Source organism: Gordonia sp. CPCC 205515 (assembly GCF_048537925.1).
Lineage (GTDB): Bacteria > Actinomycetota > Actinomycetes > Mycobacteriales > Mycobacteriaceae > Gordonia.
Genome location: NZ_JBCLVJ010000005.1, coordinates 41,487 through 55,491, shown reverse-complemented (window position 1 = coordinate 55,491; position 14,005 = coordinate 41,487). Strand labels below are relative to the sequence as shown.

Sequence of the window (14,005 nt, the reverse complement as noted above, 5' to 3'; positions counted from 1 at the left end):
GTAAGGTGTCCGAGAAACGAAAGGAGCGGGGCATGCGGGTTCTGGTCACCGGAGGTGCCGGGTTCATCGGCGCCAACTTCGTGCTGCGCACCCTGGCCCGGCGACCCGACGCCGAGATCACCGTCGTCGACAAACTCACCTACGCCGCCAACCCCGCCACCCTGACCCCGGTCCTCGACGCGATCACCTTCGTCAAGGGCGACATCGCCGACAGCAGCCTGATCGACGAACTCGTCGGCGACACCGACCTGGTGGTGCATTTCGCCGCCGAATCGCACAACGACAATTCCCTCTCGGACCCATCGTCGTTCATCCACACCAACCTGATCGGCACCTACAGCCTCCTGGAAGCCGTCCGCCGCCACGACGTGCGCTACCACCACATCAGCACCGACGAGGTCTACGGCGACCTCGACCTCGACGACCCCGCCCGCTTCACCGAGGCGACCGCCTACAACCCGTCGAGCCCGTACTCCTCCACCAAAGCCGGCAGCGACCTCCTGGTGCGCGCCTGGGTCCGCTCCTTCGGCGTGCAGGCGACCATCTCCAACTGCTCCAACAACTACGGCCCGTATCAGCACGTCGAAAAGTTCATCCCCCGGCAGATCACCAACGTGCTCTCCGGCGTCCGCCCCCGCCTCTACGGCGACGGCCGCAACGTCCGCGACTGGATTCACGTCGACGACCACAACGACGCCGTCTGGGCCATCATCGACCGCGGTCAGATCGGCGAAACCTACCTCATCGGCGCCGACGGCGAAGTCGACAACCGCACCGTCGTCGAGTCCATCCTGGAACTGCTCGGCCAACCCGCCGACGCCTTCGACTTCGTCACCGACCGCCCCGGCCACGACCGCCGCTACGCCATCGACTCCACCCGCCTCCGCACTGAATTGGGCTGGCAGCCACAGTATCTGGACTTCCGCTCCGGACTATCGGCCACCATCGACTGGTACCGCGAGCACACCGACTGGTGGCAGGCCGCCAAAGACGGCGTGGAGCAGAAGTACGCGTCCACCGAACAGGTCGTCGGCTGACGCGTCGGCCTCAGAAGCCCGCCAGCGGCACCGCGCGGTCCAGGAAGTCCACCTGGTCGGCGACGACCTCCTCGAACGCATCCCCGACGTAGATGTCGAAGTGGCCCAGCGGGTAGCGGATCAGCTGCGTTGTCGGGCCGTTGCGCGCGTAGCGCACGGTCGGCCGGGGTGGCGCGACGGTGTCATGGTCGCAGACGCACACCAGCACCGGGCAGGTGATCTGCGTCAGCGACCGGCCGGGGTGGTGCAGCGGGATCGACAGTCCGACGCGCGCGGCGACCGCGTTGGTGAAGTCGTAGTCCTCGGGCACCAGCGGTAGGTAGCCGTCGACCGCGTCCGGCGCGGTCATCAGGGCGGCGTCGTGCGCGCGGCCGGCGAGTTCGACGGTCACGGGTTTCCGCCCGATCACCGATCCGGCGAGATCGGCGATCCCGCGCGCGGTCACCTTCGCCGCCGAAATGGGATCGAGCGCAAGTGTCGAGGCGGTACCGCTGGTGAACGGGCACTGCGCGATGACCGCCGCCACCTTCGGGTCGCGCGCCCCGGCGACCATCACGTGCCCGCCACCGAACGACGATCCCCACAGCACAACGCGGCCGGTGTCGACGTCGTCGAGCGTGCGGGCGTGCGCGATGGCCGCTGCCCAGTCGTCGAGCTGGCGGCGGATGGAGAGCAGTTGCCGTGGCGTCCCGTCGCTGTCTCCGAAGTGGCGGTAGTCGAACACCAGGCAGGCGTATCCGGCGTCGCAGAACCGGTCGGCGAAGGCGTCGAGCCTCATCTGGATGACCGCGCCCAGTCCGTGGGCCATCACGATGATCGGCGGACGGGGTGCGTCCTCGTCGGGCAGGTACAACCAGCCGCGACACCACTGCTTTCCCGACCTGAACTGCACGTTCCTTCGTGCCACCCGTCACCTTCCGCTCGCCCGACCACCTCTGCGCACAGTATCCCCAGTGCGTGCGACCGACAACACACAGCAACCACCCGGCGAACTCGCAGGACTGCCGCATACGGTGGTCACCATGCGCGTACTCGTCAGCGGCGGCGCCGGCTACATCGGCTCGCACACAGTCATCCGACTCATCGACGCCGGCCACGACGTCGTGATCGTCGACGACTTCAGCAACTCCAAGCCGACGGTGATCGGCCGCCTGGAGGGCATCACCGGGGTGCATCTCCCGGTGCATTCGTTCGACCTCACCGACGTCGACAAGACCGAGCATCTGTTCGCGCACGAGTCGATCGATGCGGTCATCCACTTCGCCGGGTTCAAAGCGGTCGGCGAGTCGGTGTCCAAACCGCTCGACTACTACCAGAACAATCTCGACTCCACGTTCTCGTTGATGCGCGCGATGGACCGACACGATGTGCGGACACTGGTGTTCTCGTCGTCGGCGACGGTCTACGGTGCCGAGCCACAACTGCCGATGACCGAGGATCTGCCGACGTCGGCGACCAATCCGTATGGCTGGACCAAGGTGATGATCGAGCAGATCCTCACCGACATCGCGGCGAGCGACGACCGCTGGCGGATCGCCGCCCTGCGCTATTTCAACCCGGTGGGCGCACATGCGAGCGGCGAGATCGGCGAGGACCCCAGCGGCATCCCCAACAACCTCATGCCGTTCGTCGCGCAGGTCGCGGTGGGGCGTCGCGAGAAGCTGTCGGTGTTCGGCGACGATTACGACACCCCGGACGGCACCGGTGTCCGCGACTACATTCACGTCGACGACCTCGCTGCCGGCCATGTCGCGGCACTCGACCGCATCGCCAAGGACTCCAGCCCGATATCCATCTGGAATCTCGGTACCGGACAGGGTGTTTCGGTTCTCGAAGTGATCAAGGCATTCGAAAAGGCCAGTGGCAAGCCGGTTCCCTACGAGATCGCGCCGCGTCGTGTCGGGGACATCGCCGCGTCGTATGCTGATCCATCCCGGGCCAACAGCGAATTGAATTGGTATGCAACCAAGACCATCGACGACATGTGCGAGGACACGTGGCGGTGGCAGTCGGGCAATCCGAATGGTTACCCCGACGCCTGACCATTCCGCTCGTCCGGATCCATCTGCGCGTCGGTGACCCAGTCGATGTAGCGCTGCGCTGACGATGCGACGATTTCTGCTGCTTTGGGGGCGACGGGAGCGCCGAACGCGGCATAGATACGGTCGAATCGCAGCTCCGCCACCCGGTCGGCGATACCGCGAACCAGCCGCGGCGACAACGGGATCAGGTTGGGGAAGCTGCGCATGAAGGACACCATCTCCGGGTGCGGTACGGCCATGATGGTGTCGCCGGTCAGCAGCGCTCCGCGACCGTCCGCGGCCTGCGGCAGATGCAGCACGGCGCTGCCCGGGAAGTGGCCGCCGCATTGCACCAGGTGCAGCCCAGGCGCGATGTTGGTTGTGTCGCGCCAGAATTCGATGACCGGATCGGGGCGGGTCACCCATCGCCGGTCATTGTCGTTGAACCACACTGGAACCCGCCCGTAGCGGTGGCTCAGCGAGACACTCGCCCCGACGAGATGCGGATGACTGGCGGTGATCGCGCACAGGCCGCCGTGTTCGTCGAGCCAGTCCGTGAGTGACGGGCCGATGAAACCCGGTGGCTCCCAGAGCACATTACCGTCGGTGGATTCGATGACGTAGGTGTGTTGTCCGATGCCCACGCTCGGGCGAATGGTCAGTTGCCAGAATCCCGGCTCGAGTTCGGCGGCAGTCAACTCATTGTCGGCCGCAGGATTCAGCTCGGACCAACTCGGTCCGCTGCGGGGGATGAACTGACGGTCGTCGGCGCAGATCGGGCAGCGCGTCGGTGGCTGGCCGGCCGGCGGGAACTCGTTGCCGCACAGGTCGCAGATCCATCCCGGGTTCACCCGGTCCAGGCTATCCCGACTGCCCCGCGAAGACGTTGTCATTGACCCGATAGACGGTCACGTTGCCCTGCCGAAATTCCGGGGTCAGCCCGGGTGCCCCGTGTTGCCGCAACGCGAGGAACGGATCACCCTGCACTCCGTTGTCCGGGTCGGGTACCCCGTTCTGGAAGGGCCAGTAGCTCGGTGGGCTGTCGATCACCCAGTGCACGTTCATATCTCGCACGATGCCGTCGATGTAGGGGTCGGCACCGATCTGTGAGGCCCCCCAGTACAGGTCGCGTTGCCGTTGGGAGAAGTCGTTGGCGCGGTAGAACGGGAAGAGCGGGGTGAGTCCGGTGACCGGGTAGATCCAGCCGGTCCCCTGGTCGAGATTGTTGAGGATCAACGCATCTCGCGCTCCCGGTTGCTTCTCGAGCCAGTGGTAGGCGGCGAGGTCGTCGGGGCCGATGAACTTGCCGCCGCGTTCCTTGGATGCCAGTTGCGCGTTCGCCGGATACTTCCAGACCCCGCCGGCCGCAACGAGGACGAGCAACACTGCGAAAGCGGTCGGCACCACCCAGCCGGCACTGCGCGCCGGTACCGGCGTCGGGTCCGACGACGTCGCGCGGGACACCATCTGCGCCAGCCAGAGTGCGATCGCGCCCAACGCGATCCCGCTCGCCGCGGCGGAGAACATCGCGACGACGAAGGTGAGTCGGTGCGGCGAGTTGTAGAAGTAGCCGCCGACCGCGCCCAGCGGATAGGACAGGACACCAAGTGCGACCACCGAATTCGCGGTCACCAGCACGAAGATCAGCCACGTGACCAGGCCGGCCCAGCACCGCATCCACAGCAGCACACCGGCGCCGATCACGGAGAGAGCGACCAGAATCCAGATCGGGTAGTGGTCGTCGAGCGGGACGGTGCCGTTGAACGCCGCGCGCGCGAGTCCCTGCGCGACACCGATGGTCTCTTCGCGGAAGTCGAAGAACGGCAACGTGTTGGTGTCGGACACCTTGATGGTTCCGTAGATGACCGGCGCGATCAGGAGTAGCGACAGAATCCCGGTCACCACGAGGCTGACGAAGTCACGGAGGCGGCCGTACGCCGGGCGCCACAGCCCTTCGGCGAGCCACCACACGCCGATGATCACGCCCGCCAGGACCAGCCCGGACGGATGCGTGGCCGTCACCCCCGACACCGCAAGTGCCGCAGGCACGATTCGCCGTCGGTCCCGGATTGCGGAGATCGCCAGAACCGCGGCGATCGGCGCCATCGACACGCCAACCGCGTTGGGCACGGACGTCAGTTCGATCTCGACGTAGGGCAGCGATGGGAACAGCGCGCAGATCGCGGCCGCCGTCGCGGCGAGCAGTGCCGACCGCCGAGTGTCGAGGCGGTGCCGCGCCATCCAGTACGCCAGACTCGCGACGCCGAACGGCACGGTGATGGCAAGCACCGCAGGCGAATAGGCGTTGTAGATCTCGACCGGCTGCGCGCCGGTGAGCGGAATGACCAGCGCGCCGAGCGCATGCCAGGTGTTCGGGTAGTAGTTGAAGCCGTGGGTGTCGTAGTTCATCAGCTCACCCATGCGCAACGCCGAGCCGACACCGGTCTCTTGTATCCAGCGCAGAGAACTGGCGTGCCACAACGAGTCCCACACCTGCGGGATGTTGTTGAGTCCGGCGAACGCGGTTTTCACCAGCGGCCGGATACAGGTGATGGTGATGATGAGGCCGCCGAGGGCTGCACCGGCGATCAGCCAGACGATGCCGCGGCGGTCCAGCGGCGGATCGTCGTCGTCGGCGCTGATGGGCGTCAGACCGCGGAGTCGTCGGGTGCGCAGCAGTGCGGCGTAGCCCCATGCGACGAGCAGGCTGATCACCACCGCGAGCAGCGCCGTCAGCAGGTTCCAGCTGATGCCGATCGCGCTGTAGGTGACGGTGAACCAACTGACGATGGCGAAGGTGATCGGCGGTCCGGCGGCGATCGCGACCGGCCACGGCAGGGTCGTCAGGCGCCCGACAAGTGCCCCCGGGACGATCAGCACCAGTGCCGTCACCAGGCTGATCCACGCCCCCAGCAGCATCGCCCACAACCTCCCACGTTCAACGGATCCCCGAAGAGGTTACCGTCGGTGCGGCGTCACGCGGTGAGCGCCGTGGCTGCACGCCGGTCCGCACGATGTCCGGCGACGACCACCAGCAGGCACCCCAGCGCCGCCACGACACCGAACCCGAACATCATCGGATAGGTCACCGAGGTGTAGGTCTCGGAAATCCACGCGAGGATCGCCGGCACCGCGAAGCCGAGATAGGTGACGCTGTAGAAGACGGCGGTCAGGCCGGCGAGGTTGTGCGGGCCGGCGAGCCGCTGCACCTCGAGCAGCCCGGCCATCATGGCCATGCCGTAGCCGCAACCGAGGACGACGGCCGCGACCAGCGCCATCCACACCGTGAGCAGCTGGGCGGCCAGCGCGGCCAGGCCCATCCCGATCGCGACGACAACCAGCGCCGAGACGACGGCACGCACCCCGTTCGGGTCGTCGATCCGCCGACCGAACGTCTGGATGGCGAAGCCGGCGGCAAGACCGAGGACGCAGCACAGCGACGCGAACGCGATGGGTGCGCCCGCGGTGCGGGTGGACATCAGCGCCGGGATCACCGCATAGGCCGAGGCTGCTGCCCCGAACACCCACGGCGCCAGCGGCAGCACGACCAGCAGGAAGCGTCGATGGGCGACGCCGGGGATCTTGAGATCGTCGATCAGTCGGCCGGGCGACGTCTGTCGCTCGCGGGTCTCCGGGCTCTGGCGCAGCCAGCCGAGCGCCGCCGCCGCGAGGGCGATGTTCACCGCATACGGCAGCGCGGTCGGCCACGGACCCCACTGGGCGAGCACTCCGGCCACCCCGGCACCGACGCCGAAGCCTGCGGTCAGGCTCATCGCGGCGCGTCGTGCGCCGGTGGCCCGTCCGGCGCCGTTGTGCGCGGAGATCTCGGCGAGCCAACTGCCGCCGACGGCCATGGACAATCCGAGCGCGACGCCACTGCAGACCCGACCGACCGACAGCAACGCCAGCGAGTGCGGGCCGAGCGCCAGCAGCACCGAACCGAGGGCGGCGAAAATCGGTGCGGGCAGCATCAGCGGTCGACGGCCGAGGCGATCGGAGAGCGGGCCGCCGATGAGCAGCGCGGGGACGATGCCGAGCACATAGGTGAACAGCAGGGCGTCGACCGCGACGTCCGACAGATCCCCACCTCGCCGGTACATCACCAGCAGCGGGGTGAACTCATTGCCACCCCACGCGGCGGCGAACACCGCGAGCGACACCGGTATCCAAGCGCGAGCGTCCGGGCGGGTGCCTGCGACGGGCTTCGACGAGGTGAGAGTCATGGTCGAGCGCCTCCTCTCAGGTCGTGGACGCCGGCGAGATGGTCGGCGAGGGCGGTGGCGAAGCGGTCGGCGTCGCCGGTGTCGATGGCGGCGAGCAGGTCGCGGTGATCGTCGAGGATGCGGCCGGCCACCGTGTGGTCGCGGTGCACGCTCGCCGTCGTCATGCGACGATGCCGTTCGCCGAGGCTGCGGAAGAAGTCGGCGAGCAGCGGGTTGTCGCCGGCGGTGACGATGAGCTGATGGAACTCGGCGTCGAGGCGGGAGAATTCGGCGATGTCGGCCGGGTCCGCCGCGCGATGGGCGGTGAGGTTCGCTCGGAGTTGCTCGACCAGTCCGGTCCGGCGCGACTCCCGAGCGGCGACCGCCCGCACCGCGTGCTCTTCGAACAGCAGCCGCGCATCGACGACGTCGGCGGCCTCGCGCTCGCCGATCGGCACGACGAGCGCACCGCGCTTGGGATAGAGCCGCATCCAGCCCTCGGCCTCGAGTCGTAGAAACGCCTCCCGTACCGGGGTGCGGCTGACCTCGCACTGCGCGGCGACCTCACCCTCGCTGATCAGTTCACCGCCCGCGATCGCGTTGGTCAGGATCTGTTCCTTGACCTCGCGATACACCCGTTCGGCAGCCGGGACCTTAGTCGCATGCAACATAGATACAAGTTGTACCCCAAGGACGCGAACCGGCACAACGTGTGACCCAGCACATGGAGAGCAAGACCACCTTGATCGGCTCACAAGCCCGGTGCGACACTTGTCGAGTTCCTGTACCTGTCCATCCAGACAGGTACGGCAGCCGCGGTCACGGCAGGCCGGGTCACCCCCGACGCCGCCGGGGACCCGTTCGAGAAGAGTTTGACCGGGAGCGTCCCGCTGATGTGACGCTCCGTCGAGACCCGCCGACCTGTGCGGGCCGTCCAGGAGGAATAACCGTGGGAAGCACGGCAGACAACACCCCGATCGAACACAGCAGCGGACCCGTGAAGGAGCCCACCATCGACGAGCTCCCGATCACCGACGAAGAGATCTTCATGGCGCATGCGGGCGGCAAACTGTCCGTCGAACTGCGCTCCCCCATCGACACCCAGCGCGACCTGTCGATCGCCTACACCCCCGGCGTCGCGCAGGTCTCCCGCGCCATCGACGCCGACGCCGAACTGGTGAACAAATACACCTGGACCGACCGCCTGGTCGCCGTCGTCTCCGACGGTTCCGCGGTCCTCGGTCTCGGTGACATCGGCCCGCGTGCGTCGCTGCCGGTGATGGAGGGCAAGTCCGCACTGTTCCGCACCTTCGCCGGATTGAACTCCATCCCGATCGTGCTCGACACCAAGGACCCCGACGAGATCGTCGAGACCCTCATCCGGCTGCGCCCGAGCTTCGGTGCGGTCAACCTCGAGGACATCTCCGCGCCGCGCTGCTTCGAGATCGAGCGCCGGGTGATCGAGGCCCTCGACTGCCCCGTCATGCACGACGACCAGCACGGCACCGCGATCGTGGTGCTCGCCGCACTGAAGGGTGCGATGAAGCTGCAGAACCGCGACATCCGCGACCTCAAGGTGGTCATCTCGGGTGCCGGTGCCGCAGGCGTCGCGTGTGCGAACATCCTGCGGGCCGCCGACGTCGCCGACGTGGTCGTGCTGGATTCCAAGGGCATCGTCAGCTTCCACCGCGAGGACCTCAACGAGGTCAAGCAGGAACTGGCCGAACACACCAATCCGCGCAGTCTGCACGGCGGTGCCGAGGAGGCGCTCGAGGGCGCGGACGTGTTCCTCGGTGTCTCGGCCGGCAAGATCGGCGAGTCGCTGGTGGCGTCGATGGCCGAGAATTCGATCGTGTTCGCGCTGTCGAACCCGGATCCGGAGATCCACCCGACCGTCGCCGCCAAGTACGCGTCGATCGTCGCGACCGGCCGCAGCGACTTCCCGAACCAGATCAACAACGTCCTGGCGTTCCCCGGCGTGTTCGCCGGCGCGCTGGATGCGGGTGCCCGTCGTATCACCGAGCGCATGAAACTGGCTGCGGCAGAAGCGATCTTCTCGGTTGTCGCCGATGACCTGCGGGTCGATCAGATCGTCCCGAGCCCGCTCGATCAGCGCGTGGCACCGGCCGTGGCCAAGGCGGTCGCCGAGACCGCGAAGGCCGAAGGCGTCGCCTGAGCTTTCGACTGATGACTGAGATCGGCCCCGTCAGCGGCGGCCGAGGGGCATTGCCCCTCGAACCGTCCTGACGGGGCCGATCTTGGTCACGGTGGAGCCAACCCCGTCTGCGCCGCGTCTGATTATGTGTGGACTCGCATGTGTACAGCCGCGCAGAACTGCTTCATCGCGATCTCGGCGATGCAGACATTCGGCGAGAGGTCCGGCGCGGCACCCTGACGCAACTGCGGCCCGGCTACTACGCAGGTGCGGACGCCCACCCTGATGTCGTCCTCGCGGTGCGACGCGGCGGCGCCCTGAGCTGCGTCTCCGAGCTGAAGCGTCGCGGCTTCTGGATTCCGCCCGGCTACGACTCGTTGCATGTGCGGGCATCGCGCCACCACGCGAACAGCCGTCGAGACTTCTGTGAGCTCCCGGGTCGCCCCCTTGCCGTCACCGGCGCGGTCGATTCCGTCGCGACGGCCTTGGCCTGCGCAGCCGGATGCGCGACCGAAGAACACTGGATCGCCATCTGCGACTCGGTGGCCAACTCGACGGACACGACCATCCCCGATCTCGCCGCCCAACTGCCTCGGACATCCAAACAAATTGCAAGAATGCTGGACAAGTGCGACGCCCGGTCTCAATCAGGAACCGAATCGGTCGTGCGGATTCGACTGCGCGCCCGCGGCTTTCATATCGAAGTTCAGCCGTCGATACCCGACGTCGGTCATGTGGACCTCCGCGTCGGACGCTTGCTGATCGAATGCGACAGCAAGCTTCACCACACCAGCCTCGCGAGTTACCAGAATGATCGACGTCGCGATCGCAAGTCCGTGCTCCGCCATAACCAGCCACCGATCCGGTTGACCTACGACGATGTGATCTACGGCTGGGACGAAGTCCTCGAGGACATTCTCGAATTCACGGGGCAAGGATCGCCGTCGAATCCGCAGTCGCCGGAGCGCGTGACGGAGATCAGTCCCGCTCCTGCCAGGTGCACAGACAGATCTCGTTGCCCTCCGGATCGGCGAGCACCCAGAACGACGGCGCGTACTCGTCGGTGAGGAGTTGTCCGTCGGTGTCGAGGGCCGCGGCGATGCGGTCCTGGATCACGTCGTGCGGCACCCAGAGGTCGACGTGCATGCGGCTGCGCTGCGGGCGCGGTTCGCCCATCTGCTGGAACCACACTCCGGGCAGGATGCCGGCCGGGTCGGAGAGGTCGATGCTGGTTTCTTCGGGCTCATCCTGATAGCCGAGGACGGCTTTCCAGAATGGTCGGATCTTGGCGATGTCGAGAGCGTCTATGGCCAGTTCGAAACGGCTCGGCGGGGCGTCGAGCGGTGCGATGTCCAGATCCACCGCGATGGCCGCGAGCGCGTTGGCGAGCATCACGTCGGCCTCGGTGAGCCGATGCGCGCTGTGGGTCGTCAAAGCAAGATGAACTGAGCCATAACGTAACTCCACGTCGGGGTGATGGCCGGCCGCCTCCGCGGCGTCGATGATCTTGGCAACGAACTCACCGCCGCGCACCATGTTCCCGGTTTTGTACGCCGCGTACAGCGTGCCGGCGAGAACTCGCCACGGGTCGGAGAGCGCTTCGGTTGCCGCGGCGGCACTGACTGGTGTTCCGGTGGATCCCGTCATACTTCGACCCTACGCACGCGAGCGGATCGAAGGTAGGTTGCAGAGGTGCTTCTTCCCGTGCGGGTGGCGCAAGGAGTGGCGGACGGCCGTGTCGATCTGGCCTTCCGTCGGTGGAAGACCGCGCGTGTCAAGGCCGGTTCGCAGTTCCTCACCAGCGCTGGACTCATCGGGGTCACTTCCGTGGAGCCGATCGCCGTCACCGACATCTCCGACGACGACGCCCGGCGCGCCGGGTTCGACACCGCCGCGCAGGCGGTCAGCAAGCTCCGCGACAACGACGATCCGGTATTCCGTGTCGGCCTGCGCTGGGCCGGACCCGATCCGCGGATCGCGTTGCGCGAGGACGACGAGTTGTCCAGCGCCGACCTCGCCGACATCGTCGCCCGGCTCGATCGGCTCGACGCCCGCTCGTCGCACGGCGCGTGGACGCGTGCGGTACTCGAGCTCATCGGCCGTCGGCCGGCGGTGGTCTCCACCGAACTGGCCGCCGAATTGGGCAGGGATCGGCCCGATTTCAAGCTCGACGTGCGAAAGCTGAAGAAACTCGGTCTGACCCACAGCCTCGACGTCGGGTATGAATTGTCGCCGCGCGGGCGCGTGGTCTTGGCGGCACTCGATGAGCGCCGCTCCGACGGCGCATAATCGACCCATGCCCAGTCCGCCGCCGGCGCGACACCTGTTGCGCGCCAAGGATCTCGTCGATGTCCGGTTCGCCGAACCGCTGACCGTCGTCGACATGGCCGCCGCCGCGGGGCTCTCGCGGGCCCATTTCTCTCGGGCGTTCGCCGCGACGTTCGGTGAGTCGCCGCACGCCTATCTGCAGACCCGCCGTCTCGAACGTGCGGCCGCGATGCTCCGCAACACGGACCGGTCGGTCGCCGACATCTGCATGTCGGTCGGGCTGTCCAGCGTCGGGTCGTTCACCACGAGTTTCACCAAGGCCTTCGGCAAGACGCCCACCGCCTATCGGGCCTCGTTTCCGCCGGCCCATGTCTACGCCTGGGTGCCGGCGTGCGTATTACGGGTCTACCACCGACCGGCCCCGACAAGCAGGGTCGCCAAGACAGCACAAGGGAAGAAGACCGCAGGGTCCGACGGCTCGTAGCGTTGACCTCACCAACCACCGCATCACCCTCGGCGATGCACGAAAGATCAAGGTGATCAGCATGATTCAGATCGCAAGCGCGCAACTGTGGGTTCACGACCAGGACGCCGCCCTGGATTTCTGGACGTCCAAGGTCGGGATGGAGGTCCGTTCCGACGTCACGATGGCGGAGATGGGTGGCTTCCGCTGGCTCACCGTCGGGCCGCCCGGACAGGATGATGTGTCGATCGTGCTGATGGCGATTCCCGGACCACCTATGATCGACGCCGCCACGCAAGAGGAGATCCGCTCGATCATGGCGAAAGGCTTTGCCGGAACAGTGTTTCTGACGACCGACGACTGCCAGGCGTCGTATGCGGAACTCGCCGCCCGCGGTGTCGAGTTCACCGAGACACCGGAGCAGCGACCGTACGGCATCGACGCGGGATTCCGTGACCCATCGGGCAACAGCATCCGGTTGACGCAACTCGCGGAGAACTTCGCGGAACTGTAGAACCGCTGCCGAGTCGAGCAGTGGTGTGCAGAATGAGCTTCATGCGCATGCGTCGACTCGGCATCACCGGCGGACTGCTCGCGCTCGTCGCGGGCCTGACCACAGCCCTGGGTCCGACCGCCGAGGCCGCGCCCTATCCGGTCGTCACGGACCCGCAGCGGGCCATCGCCGACAACTATCTCAAGCCGGCGACGACATCGCCGCCCGGATCGAACCGCTTCGGCTGCCGGGACAAGCAGGGCCGCGACCCGGTGATCCTGCTGCACGGCACCGCGATGAACCAGGCCGCGAACCTCGCCTACCTGTCGCCGATGCTCGCGAATGCCGGCTACTGCGTGTTCAGCCTGACCTACGGACAGACCAGTTGGAGCGGCAGCGTCGGCGGCCTGGGTAACAAGGATCGGTCGGCTCGGCAGGTCGGGGCGTTCATGGATCGGGTGCTGGCCGCGACCGGGGCGGCCAAGGTGGACTTCGTCGGCCATTCGCAGGGCGGGGCGATCGCCCAGCTCGTCTCCCAACTGCCCGGCAAGGCCGCCCGGATCGACACCATCGTCGGCCTGTCCGCCCCGAATCGTGGCTACTCGCGGACCAGCACGATCACCGACCGGCTCCCCGCGGCGCGTGAACCCGGCGAGAACGACTGGGGACCGCGACATCCGACGATCACCTACGTGAACCTCGCGACCACCCACGATCAGATCGTCAGTCCCTGGCAGAACTCGCTCATGACACCCGGGTCGAACGTCACCAACCTCCCGGTGCAGACCGTCTGCCCGAAGTCGATGATCGGGCACGTCGGGATGGCTTACTCCCCGACCGTCGGTGCGCTGGTCCGCAACGCCCTCGATCCCGCACGCCGAGTTGCGGTGCCGTGCGGGGACGATTACCTGGCGTGACCTGGGGATCTGACGCACGTCCGATCCCGGTTTGGAGGGTGACCGGGGTGGTCGCTAGACTCGTGGGCGCTGTCTCGCACAGCACGCCGCCCTAGCTCAGTCGGTAGAGCAATTCACTCGTAATGAATAGGTCAGGAGTTCGATTCTCCTGGGCGGCTCCACGGTCCACCTACCGGGCGGATGCGACCTCCTATAGTGGTGTCGAGACCACTGGTCAACGCCGCGGCACAAGGAGCAGACATGTCGGACTTCATCAACAAGATCAAAGAAGAGGCCAAGGCCGTGTCCGCGGCGATCGATCAGGAGCTGACGGTCCTCGAGGGCGTCGACGGGTACGACCCGCTGCGCCATGACGACGACAGCGCCGACGAGAGCAGCGCGGACGAGGACGCCGCGGCAGCACCCGCCTCCGACGACACCGAGGGCGGCGGAACTCCCGCCTGACCTCG

15 protein-coding genes and 1 tRNA gene are annotated in these 14,005 nt (G+C 67.0%); 9 read left to right on the top strand and 7 right to left on the bottom strand.

The window, feature by feature from the left end:
- Positions 1-32 precede the first annotated feature (32 nt).
- Positions 33-1,037 (top strand): dTDP-glucose 4,6-dehydratase, encoded by a 1,005-nt coding sequence (gene rfbB, locus AAFP30_RS07605; RefSeq protein ID WP_419229266.1) that lies wholly within the window; start codon positions 33-35, stop codon positions 1,035-1,037.
- 10 nt (positions 1,038-1,047) lie between these two features.
- Here the strand turns inward: rfbB and AAFP30_RS07600 are convergent, their stop codons facing one another.
- Entirely contained in the window at positions 1,048-1,944 is an 897-nt protein-coding gene (locus AAFP30_RS07600; RefSeq protein WP_419229265.1) for an alpha/beta hydrolase, read from the bottom strand.
- A 115-nt stretch (positions 1,945-2,059) separates the two neighbouring features.
- On the opposite strand from AAFP30_RS07600, the gene galE reads away from it, so the two are divergent.
- On the top strand, positions 2,060-3,079 hold the full coding sequence (galE, locus tag AAFP30_RS07595) for a UDP-glucose 4-epimerase GalE (RefSeq protein WP_419229467.1): 1,020 nt from the start codon (positions 2,060-2,062) through the stop codon (positions 3,077-3,079).
- Here galE and AAFP30_RS07590 read toward each other — a convergent pair.
- The 4 genes from AAFP30_RS07590 to AAFP30_RS07575 are packed head-to-tail and all read right to left on the bottom strand — an operon-like array spanning position 3,064 to position 7,931.
- The gene (locus tag AAFP30_RS07590; protein ID WP_419229264.1) at positions 3,064-3,909 is read right to left on the bottom strand and encodes a hydrolase; all 846 of its coding nucleotides are present in this window, start codon (positions 3,907-3,909) and stop codon (positions 3,064-3,066) included. The genes galE and AAFP30_RS07590 overlap by 16 nt on opposite strands.
- A gap of 10 nt (positions 3,910-3,919) precedes the next feature.
- The gene (locus AAFP30_RS07585; protein WP_419229263.1) at positions 3,920-5,977 is read right to left on the bottom strand and encodes a DUF6541 family protein; all 2,058 of its coding nucleotides are present in this window, start codon (positions 5,975-5,977) and stop codon (positions 3,920-3,922) included.
- 56 nt (positions 5,978-6,033) lie between these two features.
- Positions 6,034-7,281, bottom strand: coding sequence for an MFS transporter (locus tag AAFP30_RS07580; protein WP_419229262.1), 1,248 nt, complete (start codon positions 7,279-7,281; stop codon positions 6,034-6,036).
- Complete coding sequence (locus AAFP30_RS07575; protein ID WP_419229261.1) at positions 7,278-7,931, bottom strand: GntR family transcriptional regulator; 654 nt, start codon at positions 7,929-7,931, stop codon at positions 7,278-7,280. Before AAFP30_RS07575 ends, AAFP30_RS07580 begins: the two co-directional genes overlap by 4 nt.
- A 272-nt stretch (positions 7,932-8,203) precedes the next feature.
- On the opposite strand from AAFP30_RS07575, the gene AAFP30_RS07570 reads away from it, so the two are divergent.
- Positions 8,204-9,436: an NAD(P)-dependent malic enzyme gene (locus AAFP30_RS07570; protein ID WP_419229466.1), complete on the top strand. Its 1,233-nt coding sequence runs from the start codon at positions 8,204-8,206 to the stop codon at positions 9,434-9,436.
- A 626-nt stretch (positions 9,437-10,062) separates the two neighbouring features.
- Here the strand turns inward: AAFP30_RS07570 and AAFP30_RS07565 are convergent.
- Together AAFP30_RS07565 and AAFP30_RS07560 are read right to left on the bottom strand one after the other, a co-directional pair.
- Positions 10,063-10,200 (bottom strand): hypothetical protein, encoded by a 138-nt coding sequence (locus AAFP30_RS07565; RefSeq protein ID WP_419229260.1) that lies wholly within the window; start codon positions 10,198-10,200, stop codon positions 10,063-10,065.
- A 193-nt stretch (positions 10,201-10,393) separates the two neighbouring features.
- Positions 10,394-11,062 carry a VOC family protein gene (locus AAFP30_RS07560; protein ID WP_419229259.1) on the bottom strand — a complete coding sequence of 223 codons (669 nt, stop codon included), beginning with the start codon at positions 11,060-11,062 and terminating at the stop codon, positions 10,394-10,396.
- 45 nt (positions 11,063-11,107) lie between these two features.
- Here AAFP30_RS07560 and AAFP30_RS07555 point away from each other — a divergent pair, with 45 nt between their 5' ends.
- The 6 genes from AAFP30_RS07555 to AAFP30_RS07530 all read left to right on the top strand — a co-directional run bounded on the left by AAFP30_RS07555 (position 11,108) and on the right by AAFP30_RS07530 (position 14,000).
- Positions 11,108-11,704, top strand: coding sequence for a hypothetical protein (locus AAFP30_RS07555; protein ID WP_419229258.1), 597 nt, complete (start codon positions 11,108-11,110; stop codon positions 11,702-11,704).
- A 7-nt stretch (positions 11,705-11,711) separates the two neighbouring features.
- Entirely contained in the window at positions 11,712-12,167 is a 456-nt protein-coding gene (locus AAFP30_RS07550; protein ID WP_419229257.1) for a helix-turn-helix transcriptional regulator, read from the top strand.
- 61 nt (positions 12,168-12,228) lie between these two features.
- On the top strand, positions 12,229-12,660 hold the full coding sequence (locus AAFP30_RS07545) for a VOC family protein (RefSeq protein ID WP_419229256.1): 432 nt from the start codon (positions 12,229-12,231) through the stop codon (positions 12,658-12,660).
- 32 nt (positions 12,661-12,692) lie between these two features.
- Positions 12,693-13,556, top strand: coding sequence for an esterase/lipase family protein (locus AAFP30_RS07540; protein ID WP_419229255.1), 864 nt, complete (start codon positions 12,693-12,695; stop codon positions 13,554-13,556).
- An 85-nt stretch (positions 13,557-13,641) separates the two neighbouring features.
- A tRNA-Thr gene (locus tag AAFP30_RS07535) sits at positions 13,642-13,717 on the top strand.
- A 79-nt stretch (positions 13,718-13,796) separates the two neighbouring features.
- Positions 13,797-14,000, top strand: coding sequence for a hypothetical protein (locus AAFP30_RS07530; RefSeq protein ID WP_419229254.1), 204 nt, complete (start codon positions 13,797-13,799; stop codon positions 13,998-14,000).
- Positions 14,001-14,005 lie beyond the last annotated feature (5 nt).

Coding starts and splice junctions, on each gene's coding strand:
- AAFP30_RS07540 (WP_419229255.1), top strand. CDS start 12,693: ATGAGCTTCATGCGCATGCGTCGACTCGGCATCACCGGCGGACTGCTC.
- AAFP30_RS07560 (WP_419229259.1), bottom strand. CDS start 11,062: ATGACGGGATCCACCGGAACACCAGTCAGTGCCGCCGCGGCAACCGAA.
- galE (WP_419229467.1), top strand. CDS start 2,060: ATGCGCGTACTCGTCAGCGGCGGCGCCGGCTACATCGGCTCGCACACA.
- rfbB (WP_419229266.1), top strand. CDS start 33: ATGCGGGTTCTGGTCACCGGAGGTGCCGGGTTCATCGGCGCCAACTTC.
- AAFP30_RS07545 (WP_419229256.1), top strand. CDS start 12,229: ATGATTCAGATCGCAAGCGCGCAACTGTGGGTTCACGACCAGGACGCC.
- AAFP30_RS07530 (WP_419229254.1), top strand. CDS start 13,797: ATGTCGGACTTCATCAACAAGATCAAAGAAGAGGCCAAGGCCGTGTCC.
- AAFP30_RS07550 (WP_419229257.1), top strand. CDS start 11,712: ATGCCCAGTCCGCCGCCGGCGCGACACCTGTTGCGCGCCAAGGATCTC.
- AAFP30_RS07580 (WP_419229262.1), bottom strand. CDS start 7,281: ATGACTCTCACCTCGTCGAAGCCCGTCGCAGGCACCCGCCCGGACGCT.
- AAFP30_RS07575 (WP_419229261.1), bottom strand. CDS start 7,931: ATGTTGCATGCGACTAAGGTCCCGGCTGCCGAACGGGTGTATCGCGAG.
- AAFP30_RS07585 (WP_419229263.1), bottom strand. CDS start 5,977: ATGCTGCTGGGGGCGTGGATCAGCCTGGTGACGGCACTGGTGCTGATC.